Genomic DNA, 12,290 nt, shown 5'->3' with positions numbered 1-12,290 from the left:
TACTTCCAATTTCCATTAGCATCTGCCTTTACCGTAACGCTCTTGAACTTCGTTCCGTTCTTAAGCAGGTTGACTGTGATCTGAGTCGGTCTCTTACCGTCTTGATCATTAGCATCATCCCATGTCTTTTTACCACAAATAGAAATTTTTTCAACATTAGTGTTTGTAACAATATATCCTGCTCCGCTTGATGACTTTTCTATACTAGAAGTATAGTTATTCACATGTTCTTCTTCGATTGTATATTCAATCTCAGTACCGTCTGCTCTATACTTATCTAAATTTTTGAATGTATAACTCCAGTTTTCATCAGCCTTGAATGTATGTGTTTCCTTGACCTGTCCATCAGCTTTTAATTTAATAACTACAGAGCTTAATTCCGGTCCTACCCATTTCTTGATAACAGGAATGGAAATCTTCTCTATGTTTGTATTAGTAATTGTAAAATTGTTTTCACTGTTTTCTTTAATATTTTCAGTATAGCCTTCTGGAACATCTTCCTTCACTGTATACTTAATCTTAGAGCCATCATTATTGTATTTTTTTAATTCAGTGAACTTTCCTTCCCAGTTTCCGGCTTCATTCAATGTCAATGTTTTTCCCGGAACTTCGTGACCATCAGCTAAAAGCTTAACCTTCACAAAATCCTTTTTTGGTCCTACCCATTTCTTATTCACTTTGACTTCTGTCTTTTCTGTATTTGTATTAGTGATTATAAATCCTGTTTGAGCATTTCCGGTAATATTCTCACTATAACCTTCAGGAACGTCTTCCTTAATAGTATACTTAATTTCATTACCCTCTAAATCATATTTTGGTAATCCTTCAAACTTACCTTTATAATTTTCAGAAGCTTTTAAAACCAAAGTCTTGTTTGTCGGTTTATCATTTTCAAATAATTTAACTGTTACTGAATCTTTTTTAGGTCCTACCCATGTTTTAGTAACTTCTATATTTGTCTTAATACGTTCATTTGTAACAGTCTGAATAGCAGCTCCTCCGGTAGTAACTGTAACAGTATATTTATTACCATTCTTATTAAAACCTTTAGGTGGTGCTACCTCTTCAATTGTATACTGACCGGCAATAAGTTTTTCAGAAATAGCTTCTCCATTAGCATCCGTTGTTAATTCAAAACTTTTTCCATCTGCTTTACTTGTAATCTTAAAGACAGCACCTTTTAATTTAGTCTGATTATTATCAGCATCAATCTTAATAATCTTTATTTTACTGTTAAGATCTCCTTGACCCTGTCCTCCTGAAGAAGCAGATTGAAAACTAAATTCATCTTTTGCATGAAAATCTAAATTTGTAAGCTCTATATAGTTTTTTAAAACCATTCCTTCAACATATGTTGTCTCATAATTTAACTTATAACTTTTCTTTCCCGCATTTCCTAATTTAAGCGTAAACTCATTTTGAGCATCATTAAAAGTAAGCATACCGGAATTTTTTAGTTCATCTGTAGAATATGTTTTAATTACCTTCTGTACATTACCTTTTTTATCATATTCAACTTCTCTTAAAACAAATGTTCCATCATTAGTATGGTATTTCTGACTTGATGGATTTAATTTATCTTTAATAACCGCATTTTGGAGATTCATTTTTCTAAAATTAATACGTACACTCCAACGTACTCTATCAATCTGATTATCCGGTGTATAAGCATATTTAGATAATGATTCATTACCTACATTCCCCGGTCCGGTTACATTGACCTTTTTAGTTACCTTTTTTCCATTAATAGAAACAGTAAAACTATTCTCCTGATCTTCTTTAACTTTTGTTTTTACAAAAGAAGCTCGAAGATAAAGATTTCCTTTAATATTATAGCGATTATTAACATAATCAGTAAAAGTAACTTTTATTGTTCCGCCCCCTGTTTCCTTTGGTGAAACAGCCGCAGTCGCAACAATATTTCCTTCATCATCCTTAAGATTGAAATTTGTAGCAGAATGATTAGTTGGGAATTTCATTTCATCAGGAAGTGTAATTGTAAAATAATCTCCCTTTTTCAAAGTATTTTTATACATTGATGCATCCCATTTGAATTTAATATCAAATTCATCCGCAATCCCTACTGATCCTGCCGGTGTCTGAGTTCCCTTTTTCAGAATGTCAAAATTTGTGATTTTGACATCTGTTTTTTCACTTACATCAGCAGCAGAAACAGAAACTAAAAAGCCTTGCATAATCATACTCAGTGCAAGTATAGTCGAGAAAAATAAATTTAATCGTCTTTTTATGTTCATTAATATTCTCCTTTTCCATTAATAATTACAGACAAATAAAAACAGATTAAAGTTCCATAGATATGATTATTATTAATCCATAATATAAACATCAAATAATTATTAATATTAATATATTTACCATAACTAATTAAAAAAATCTAGTAATAAAGTGTTTTTTTAAATTTTTTTATACAAAAATTTAAAAATTTATATATCATACTAATAAAATATACTTTATCTTATAAACAAATATAGAAGAGCTCAAAGCTCTTCTATACTCATTAAACTAATTGAATTTTTTCTTCTTAAGAAGTATCAGTGATGCAAGCAGCGTTCCTGTCATTATTGCCATATATCCTGCCAGACTGTTGCCATCACCCGTCTCCGGCTTCTTTGGTGTCTCCTTCTTAGAAGGCTCCGGTATCTTAGGCTTTCTTGGCTTATGAGTATTCGTGATATTATAACCGCTAATCTTCGTCTCATAATCCGCTACTTTTTCTTCCTGAATGGTATACTTAATTTCCTTACCATTCCTATATTTATCAAGGTCATTGAATGTATACTTCCAGTTATCCTTTTGAGACACTTTTATGCTCTTGATCTTATTTCCATTCGCAAACAGATGAACGGTGATATTGTCAGGTCTCTTCTTGTCCTTATCGTTTTCATCATCCCATATCTTTGTTCCCTTAATATCAATACATTCAGAGTTAGTAATTGTGATCTCTTTTGTTGTTTTTGTGATTGGAGTAAAAAACTTATAATGAGCAGCTGCATCAAATCGATTTGTAGCAGACATCTTCTGATAATAGGCAGTAAGATCTAAATAGCTATACTGTAATGCATCCCAATATAGTCCGTTAAATCCTCCCCATTGCTGCCGGCTTGAGATTCTTACCATACCATCATTACCATCAGTTATTGATAAATTTCTTGAATAATTCTTATTCTCCTCCGGCTTCCAACCATCTTTATCTGAACTTATAAAAGCATAATTCCTATACCATGCATTATCTCCTCTAAGAGTCATATATAAGGAATTGTCCTTATTCTGTAATGTCCATTTTCCTTTTTTATCATCTTTTTTAGTCATCCAAATCAGATTATTGTTAATAGCTTTTGTATATTCATTATCCGGATTTAAATATTCAGGATAGCTCTTTCCCCCAAAGATAAGAGCCTCTCCGCCATTCTTGGATTTAGGACCTTTAAATAAAAGATTTGTCTTCTCTATTCTTTTTAATCCTACTTCTTGCCCTTCATTTGAAGATTTAAGCATATAATAGGTATTTGGATTATTAAAATATAATGCCTGTCCCCAATCCTGTGCCATAATCACATACTCTTTATTAGGCTTAATTTCCTGTGGACCATTCATCATAACCCAGTATTTCTTAGTCTCTTTCTTAACTGTCTTATAAGCTGCCTTATAATGATCTAAATGTTCTTCCTCAACAGTATACTCAATTTCTTTTCCAGTATTATCATACTGAGGCAAATCCTTAAATGTATCAGACCAATTATTATTCTTTGATAATTCTACCTTTGTGGAAGTCTTTTTACCGTTTTTTAGTAAATATACTGTACACTTCTCTTGTTCTTTCCCTTCCCACTTCTTATTGACTTTAATATCAATATAACCTTCTTTTGCTGATGCTTTTTCTTTAGCACTGGCATTGTTCATGCCCAGACACATGCCTGTCAGTAAAACAAATAAAAAAACAATCCGGCTTATCCTTTTCATTATCATTTTCCCCTCTCGTTAATAATAAAAACACTATAATCCCTTATTAAAATTTCTTTAAATATAGTCATACAATTCAAAAAGAAATTGATATTATCATATTTATCATAATCAATTAAAAAAATCCAGTATTAAAGCACTTTTTTTGGATTTTTTATATAAAAAGCACAAAACTTATATATATATCGTTCTAATAGAATATATGCTTTACATCATACAAAATATAGAAGAACCTAAAGCTTTTCTATACTCTAAACTAATTGAATTTTTTTAAGAAGCATTAATAAATGCTCCTGTCACTACTCTTATCTCGTACCTCTATTTTTTTAGTGTGTCTCTTTTCTATCAATGATAAAAAAATTATAATAATCAGTCATTATATTATATATATTTATTATGTCTAAAAAGCATAATAGTAAGTCTATGATTTTTATTGTTTATAATTAAATAAATGATATGTATTTTTTTAACATATGATAAATACCTTCATGATTGTTATCTAAGGTAATCTCATCGGCTTCTTTTTTAACATCATCTGATGCATTTCCCATAGCTACTCCAATAGAAGCATAACGAATAACACTTATATCATTTTGTGCATCACCAAAAGAAATACAGTCTGATGCATTATATCCGATTTTTTGTAAAGCTATATCTAAACCTTTTGCTTTATCTATCCCTAACATAGTATATTCATAATAGAAAGGTGCAGTAAACATACAGTTTAAATCATCAAATGGTTCTTTCATTTGAGAATAGACTTTTCGGAGATATTCCGGCTGCCCGCTGGTCAGTACTTTATTTGTTTCCCAGTCTAAATATGCTTCTAAATTATCTACCTCAATCATATTTAATCCGGCCAGTTTTGCTTCATGGTCTGCCATATAAGCATTCCTGTCTTCTACATAAAGATTATTTTCTTTATAAACCATTGGATTAACATCAAACTTTTTAACATGATGTAAGACTTTCTTTGCTTTTTCTATAGTCATTGGAGCATTAAATAAAATCTCCTGATTCGTTAAATCAATGATCTGACTTCCATTAAAGCAAAGAAGAAGTCCATAATATTTTTCCATTTCTAATTCTGAAGCAATGTAATAAAGACCGCTAGCCGGTCTACCGGAAGCTAAAACAAGGATACATCCTTGTTTTTGCGCTTTCATCAATGCCTCTTTAGTAAGAGGCATTATTTCTTTATAATCATTATAAAGTGTTCCATCTATGTCTAATACTATTATCTTTGGTTCTTTCATGCTCTCTCCCTTATATTCATAATCATAATAATTGTTCCTATTATACTTAATATCATCCCTATCATTAATGTTGTATGAATATTAAGTTTCTGGATCATAAAGCCTCCTGACAGGGAAGCGATTGTTCCTGCAACAGTCGTTGCTGTAGGAACAAGTGACTGTCCCTGTGTCGTATCTTCTTTATCAAATAATGCATTAACATAATAGACTGAAGCAGGAATAAATAGTGCATATGCAAAAATTTGTAAAAACTGAGCCAGATACAATACTGTAATAGAAGAAGCAAAAAATGTAAGTATATGCTTAACTGTAAACATCACTGCTGATATTTTTAATAAGGCAGTTATTTTAATTGTCTTAGAAATTCTTTCAAATAAACTCATAGCCGGTAATTCTACAAAGGCTGCTATAAATACTGCCTGTCCCATCTGGCTTGATGTTCCATGTAAATAATCAATTTCATAAATCATAAAATTATTAATGATAATATGAGGTATAAAAACCAAAATAAATCCTATTAAAAAGATCATAAAGTAATGATATTTACTAAAAAAATTCACTTTCTTGAGTTCTTTTTTTTCCGGATTATCAATTTTAATAGTAAATGATTTAATCACCGGAATAATGGTTAGGAAGATCATCATATAATATAAAGGAAGATATCTGACATCTGTTAGCTGGATGATATAGCCTAATAATAATGATGTGATTGCATATGAAAAGCTTCCTGCTCCCCTGGCTAATCCAAATGATAGATGAATATTCTGTTTCTGATAACTAAAAGCTAATGAATTAGCAAGAGGAATAAAGCCATGAACTAAAGCAATCATCAGAATAAATAGAAAAGCAGCCAAAATATAAATCTGATGAAATAAATAAAGTGCTAATGCAGCTATGGATGATATTCCCATGAGAGTTATTAATAATGAACCAATAGAAATATGTTTCTTATCTACTAATGCAGCAAGAGGAGGCTGAATCAAAGTAGAGGCTAAATTTCCTAATGAAAGAATCATACCTATAAGCCCTGCTTCAATACCAATTCCTTTAAAATAATTAGATGAAAAGCCTAAAAGCATACAATAGGTACTATAAAATAGTACCTGAATAAGAATATATTTTTTATTTAATGATTTTTCCATAAAATTACTTGGTTTTCTCTATTCTGCTATCACAATAGTAACAGCGATATATACGTTTAGAAGCATTTGCCAGATAGAATTTCTGATCCAAATGATGTTCTTTAGAAGTAATGCATCGAGGATTCTTACATTTTTCTATATTAATAATCATTCGAGGAAGATTAAGATGCATCTTTTTTTGTGTTTTCTGATCTTTTATAAATGAAACTGTAATACTTGGATCTATATAACCTAATACATCAAGATTAATATCTATTTCATGATCTATTTTTAAGATATCTTTTGATCCCATTTTCTGACTCTTAACATTCTTTAAGATCGCAATTGAACAATTCAGCTTATCTAATTCTAAAGCATCATAGACTTCCATAACCTTGCCTGCCGGAATATGATCAATCACAATACCATTCACAATACTATCTATTTTCATAATCTTTCTACCTCATGATCTAATCCTAATAAGCTTAATATTAAAGCCATTCTTATAAAACGTCCATTCTTTGTCTGTTTAAAATAACAGGCTCTCGGATCTTCATCCACTTCAGTCTGTATTTCATTAACACGCGGTAAAGGATGAAGGATAGACAAATCTTTCTTTGCAACTTGCAGTTTCTTTAAATCAAGAATATAAGTATCTTTGAGTCTAATATAGTCTTCTTCATTAAAGAATCTTTCTTTCTGTACTCTTGTCATATAGAGAACATCTAATTCACCGATTACTTCTTCTAGTGTTTCTACTTCTTTATATTGAATATTCATTGGCTCTAAAAGATCTTCTTTTAAATATTCCGGGATCCTTAATTCTTTGGGAGAAATAAAAATAAACTTAACGTTTTCATATCTTGACATAGCTTTTAAAAGCGAATGAACTGTTCTACCAAATTTTAAATCTCCGCAGAAACCTATTGTCATATGATTTAAGCGTCCTTTTTCATTTTGGATAGTTAATAAATCAGTAAGTGTCTGAGTAGGATGATTATGTCCTCCATCACCGGCATTAATTAAAGGAACTTCACATTTCTCACTCGCAACCATTGGTGCTCCTTCTAAAGGATGTCTCATAGCAATAATATCACAGTATCCTGAAACAACCTGTATTGTATCTCTGACTGTTTCTCCTTTAGTTGAGCTTGAAGAAGCGGCTTCACTAAAACCTAAAACCTGCCCTCCCAATGAAAGCATCGCACTTTCAAAAGAAAGTCTTGTACGTGTACTTGGTTCAAAGAAAAGCGTAGCCATAATCTTATGATTACAGATATCCTGATAGCGAGTTCTATCTTTCTTAATATCATTTGCAAGTAAGACTAAATCGTCAATCTCATCAACTGTTAAATCAATTGGATCAATTATATATTTATTCATAGAATACTTCCTTTCATGATTATTATAGTATAAATAAAACCAAAAGCAAAAAACTTTCCTAATATTAGGAAAGTTTATTTACCGCCCGGTATATATCTGCCAATTGTACCGGCAAGAGAGCTGATAGGCATCGTCTGAATAATGATATGCCCCGGTCCGGTTACTACCGTATTGAATAATCCTTCTCCACCTAAGAAGATATTCTTCATACCTTTTATTCTTTGTATATCCATTTTACAAGTATCGCTCATAGCAGCTAAATAACCGCTATCAATAATCATCTGCTGACCGGCAGCCAAATCATATTCAACAGCCGTTCCATCAATCTCTAAGAATAATAATCCCGGACCAATATATCTGCTCATAATAAATCCTTCACCGCCAAATAATCCGGTACTGAATTTTCTTGAGAAGAACACTTCTCTTGAAACACCAGTTGTAGAAGCTAAAAATGCAGATTTCTGTAACACAATTCCTTGTCCCGGCTGCAACTGAACAGCTCTAATTTCTCCGGGAAAACTTGAAGAAAAAGCAATCTGACCATCAGCCATAGCAGTATATTTATTAATAAATAATGTTTCTCCGGAAAAAGCACGACCCAAAGCCTTTCCTACACCGCCATTAGATGTCGTTTCCATCTGAATCCCGGGCGTCATCCAAGCCATTGCTCCGCTATCTGAAAGCATAGACTCTCCCTGATTTAGATTAAGTAATACTGCAGGAAACGGACTTCCTTTAATCTCATATTTCATAATTATTCCTCCTAAGAATATTCTATCATAAAATAAATAGTTCGACTATATTTTTATTTATATATTTAATTGTTCCAGTATTTCAGCGATACCATCCTGATCCGGATCATTAAAGAAGTATGTTCCTAGTGCTTTTACTTTGCTAGGTGCTTTTTTTGAAACAACTGATGTGTGACATATTTCAAGCATCTGATAATCATTCATACTGTCACCAAAGCCAATTGTCTCTTCTATATCTCCATGAAGATAATCAAGAATTCTTTTAACGCCATGAGCCTTTGTACATGATCTTAATATCAGTTCTCCATTAATAAAATCATCATCAGGTGATGAAAACGTGACAATATTAAAATAAGCACTTAAATATTTTACAATATCTAAGAATTCAAATTTATTAACCGCAATAAACTGTACCTTAGCAACTGTTGTCTTATTAATATTAAAATCATTAATAGACAATCTATTTTCTGCTCTTCTCTTTAATTCAAAAAATCTTTGTAATTCTACATTTTCACCAAATTCTCTATGATGTTTCATATCAAAGAATTCGTTCACTCCCGGACTCTGGTAAATAGCTTTTTCAGTTTCTAAAGCATAAAGAACATGATGATTCACAAATAAGGTTAAAACTTCCTGTAAGATATGAGGATCAATACTATTTCTAAATATCATCGTATCTCCTATCTTAATATAGCCTCCTGCACTCGCAATAAAGCCATCAGAGGGTACATCTTCTAAAGATCCTCCATTAATGCTTGTAGGTGCTCTGCCTGTACAGATAAAGATATGATGCCCTTTATTCTTTATTTCAAAAAGCTTATCCAATGTTTTTCTGGTAATCTGACGTGACTTTCCAATCAAAGTTCCATCAATATCAAAAAATAAGTATTTCATTTTCTTTACTCCTTTGCTAGATTATATCAAAATCATCTTATGACTTTCATTAAAAGTGCAATAATTGAAAAAAGCTTTTAAACAAGAATATCAACTTAAATAATCTCTTAATAAACGAAGACAAATGAAAGATTCAAAGTATCAGGATATTATCTAATACTAACAATATAAACATGATATAAGAGTCAGTATAGCAAGACCGCCTTGCACAAACAAAATTTTAGGCTGACTTGTAATACTTCCATATAAAGCTACAGCTATAATATAGCCCATTAATGACATCATCATTATCTTATCAGCAAAGATAAAGACAGATAAGATAATCAACACAGAGATTAATCCATTATAGATTCCCTGATTTTTTAAAAAGAACATTCACAGAATCTCTTTGAAGTTCTTTTTGGCTCATATTAAAGACCTGTGATGTCTTTAATGAAGATGTTGCGATTGTTTCTAAATACATAATATATAAAAACTCACAAGCGACTAAGATAGCTAATATTTTTGTAATAATACTCATTTTTATCCCTCTTTCTTAATTGACTATTATTAACATGAAAAGAATGAATGTCAAATGAATTAAACTGAGATTATTTCTTATTTAATTGTTTTAGAATACCTTCTTTTTCTTTAATGAGATTTTTATTCTCAGGATGAGTAAGTTCCATAATAACAGAAACCTCATCATAGGCTTCTAATGCTAATAAAGATTCCATAATATTAATCTTCCATAAATCAATCGCATTTTCATTAGCTGAAAGAGTTTGTATCTGCATTAATTGATTCAATAGTAAAGAAGCATCATGATTATCATGATAAGCATAAACAGCCTGATTCATAGCATCAATAAACTGCTGATCCTGTTTTCTGCCGATAAGAAAGATAATCCATCCACATATCAACAGTAATCCAATTAATGTGGCTACCAGTAAAAAAGTTAATGCAAACAGATTTTTTATTGTCATAATTAATAGAATGACTATGATTCCATAGATGCCTATAAGATAATAGCTTAATTGTTTCCCTTTTTTAGCTGCTGTTTCTCTATTTTCTTCTAAAGACTCAATCTTCTTTAAGATATCTTCTATTTTTATCATATAGCCTCTCTTTCTTTAAAAGTATCTGATTTAAACTGTTCAGCAACATACTTTGCATAAGTCTTATGACTCTTAACCAATTCTAAATGATTTCCGCTGCCGGTAATCATACCTTTTTCTATAAAATAGATTCGATCACTATCTACAATAGTAGATAAACGATGAGCAATCACTAAAACCGTTCGGCCTTTCATCAATTTTTCTAAGGCTTTTTGAACCATTGCTTCTGATTCTGAATCAAGGTTTGCTGTTGCTTCATCAAGCATGAGAATTTTAGGATTCCTTAAGAATGCTCTTGCGATAGCTAACCTTTGCTTTTGCCCTCCTGATATTTTGCTTCCTCGTTCACCGACTTCAGTTTCCAACTGATTAGGCATTTCTTCTACAAATGTCTTTGCATAAGCCATTTCTAAAACATCCCAAAGCTGTTTGTCACTATAATATCCTTCTAAGCCATAAGTAAGATTATCACGAACTGTTCCAGCCATAATCGCTGAATCTTGTGAAACAAAGCCGATCTGAGAACGATAATAAGAAAGATTAATACCTTCTATATTATAATCTCCCAGTTTAATAACTCCATTAACAGGTTGATAAAAACGTTCAATAAGACTGAATATCGTTGATTTACCGCCACCGCTGGGACCGGCAAAAGCAATCACTTCATTAGGCTTAACTTCAAATGAAATATCTTTTAAAATAAGCTGAGAAGGATCATCTTGGTAATAAAAATGAATATATTCTGCTTTTAATGAAAGTCCTTTAATATCAATTATTTTCCCTGATATATAATCCTCATTTTCTGTTTTTAACAGTTCTACAACTCTGCTTGTGGAACCGGCAGCTTTTGCCAGTTCTGAAAAAAGAGTTCCTATCATTGGCATAGCTCCCATCAGATTAAAAAGATACATAAGAAAACTCATCAGTATACCAATCGACATTTCTCCTTTGGCTATACGTGCCATCCCATAAGCTAATAATCCAAACATCATAGACATCATAGCCAGAGTCATAATTGGTTGCATAGCAGCATCAAAAATAGCCTCTTTTCTACCTAGTCGATAAAGATTTCCAGTCTCCTTATCAGCACTTTCCTGTGCCTGTTTTTCTGCATTAGAAGTTTTAACCAATCTGATTTCATTAAGTGTTTCTGTAATGATGCCATTAAAACGGCTCATCGCATCTTGTCTGGCATGACTGATTTTTATACCAAATCTAATAATAGGAATAAAGATTAAGAGTACTGAGGGAACAGTAATAACCATTAATAAACTCATCTTCCAATCCATAAGAAACATCATATAGACAGTCCCTACTACAGTAATAACACTGGCAATTGTATGAGGAAATGTTGATGAAACAAGCTGTTTAATCTGACTTGTATCATTAGTTACTCTACTTGTCAATTCTCCTGACTTAATACTGTCAAAGTAAGGAATCCTTAATAAGATCAATTGATGCCAAAGTTCTATTCTTAAATTTCTGATAATCCGTTCACCAAAGATTCCTAATACTGTACCTCCTATTCCTGAAAACAATGCTGATACTAAAAACAATCCTACTACCCGGATCAATAATTCTTTATCTACTCCTTTTTGAAACTGATTAACTAAAGAAGATGCTATTTTTGGAACATAAACCTGTATAGCTGATGAAATAATCAGGCAGATAAGACCTATGATAAATAATAAATATTTAGGATGTGTTCTTCTAATCAGTCTTAAAAGTTCTTTTAATGAGAATTTTACTTTATTTTTTTTATCATCCATATTCATAATCCTCTCTTTTCTAAAAATACTCTTTAAA

The 12,290-nt window shown here is 31.4% G+C and carries 12 protein-coding genes; all 12 read right to left on the bottom strand.

What is annotated here, in order from left to right:
- Positions 1–2,255, bottom strand: a 2,255-nt coding sequence (locus tag HMPREF9943_RS09725; RefSeq protein WP_004803154.1) for a Cna B-type domain-containing protein, incomplete at its 3' end; no start/stop codon positions are given.
- Between the two features lie 268 nt (positions 2,256–2,523).
- On the bottom strand, positions 2,524–3,981 hold the full coding sequence (locus HMPREF9943_RS09720) for a Cna B-type domain-containing protein (protein WP_051053886.1): 1,458 nt from the start codon (positions 3,979–3,981) through the stop codon (positions 2,524–2,526).
- 443 nt (positions 3,982–4,424) lie between these two features.
- Entirely contained in the window at positions 4,425–5,237 is an 813-nt protein-coding gene (locus HMPREF9943_RS06190; protein ID WP_004803151.1) for a Cof-type HAD-IIB family hydrolase, read from the bottom strand.
- Complete coding sequence (locus tag HMPREF9943_RS06185) at positions 5,234–6,379, bottom strand: MFS transporter (protein ID WP_004803149.1); 1,146 nt, start codon at positions 6,377–6,379, stop codon at positions 5,234–5,236. Before HMPREF9943_RS06185 ends, HMPREF9943_RS06190 begins: the two co-directional genes overlap by 4 nt.
- 4 nt (positions 6,380–6,383) lie before the next feature.
- On the bottom strand, positions 6,384–6,809 hold the full coding sequence (locus tag HMPREF9943_RS06180) for an aspartate carbamoyltransferase regulatory subunit (RefSeq protein ID WP_004803147.1): 426 nt from the start codon (positions 6,807–6,809) through the stop codon (positions 6,384–6,386).
- Positions 6,806–7,741, bottom strand: a complete 936-nt coding sequence (gene pyrB / locus HMPREF9943_RS06175; protein ID WP_004803145.1) for an aspartate carbamoyltransferase — start codon at positions 7,739–7,741, stop codon at positions 6,806–6,808. The genes HMPREF9943_RS06180 and pyrB overlap by 4 nt, the downstream gene beginning before the upstream one ends.
- Positions 7,742–7,815: 74 nt before the next feature.
- Positions 7,816–8,493: a TIGR00266 family protein gene (locus HMPREF9943_RS06170; RefSeq protein ID WP_004803143.1), complete on the bottom strand. Its 678-nt coding sequence runs from the start codon at positions 8,491–8,493 to the stop codon at positions 7,816–7,818.
- Positions 8,494–8,550: 57 nt separating this feature from the next.
- The gene (locus HMPREF9943_RS06165) at positions 8,551–9,387 is read right to left on the bottom strand and encodes an HAD-IIB family hydrolase (RefSeq protein ID WP_004803141.1); all 837 of its coding nucleotides are present in this window, start codon (positions 9,385–9,387) and stop codon (positions 8,551–8,553) included.
- Positions 9,388–9,546: 159 nt separating this feature from the next.
- A complete protein-coding gene (locus HMPREF9943_RS06160; protein ID WP_004803139.1) occupies positions 9,547–9,762 on the bottom strand; it encodes a DUF1304 domain-containing protein in 216 nt (71 codons plus the stop codon).
- Entirely contained in the window at positions 9,731–9,907 is a 177-nt protein-coding gene (locus HMPREF9943_RS10370; protein ID WP_004803137.1) for a DUF1304 family protein, read from the bottom strand. The genes HMPREF9943_RS06160 and HMPREF9943_RS10370 overlap by 32 nt, the downstream gene beginning before the upstream one ends.
- Positions 9,908–9,977: 70 nt before the next feature.
- A complete protein-coding gene (locus HMPREF9943_RS06155; RefSeq protein WP_004803135.1) occupies positions 9,978–10,484 on the bottom strand; it encodes a hypothetical protein in 507 nt (168 codons plus the stop codon).
- Complete coding sequence (locus HMPREF9943_RS06150) at positions 10,481–12,253, bottom strand: ABC transporter ATP-binding protein (RefSeq protein WP_004803133.1); 1,773 nt, start codon at positions 12,251–12,253, stop codon at positions 10,481–10,483. Before HMPREF9943_RS06150 ends, HMPREF9943_RS06155 begins: the two co-directional genes overlap by 4 nt.
- Positions 12,254–12,290: the final 37 nt, after the last annotated feature.

This window comes from Eggerthia catenaformis OT 569 = DSM 20559 (genome assembly GCF_000340375.1).
Classification (GTDB): Bacteria; Bacillota_I; Bacilli_A; order Erysipelotrichales; family Coprobacillaceae; genus Eggerthia; species Eggerthia catenaformis.
This window is presented reverse-complemented; position numbering and strand designations above follow the sequence as displayed.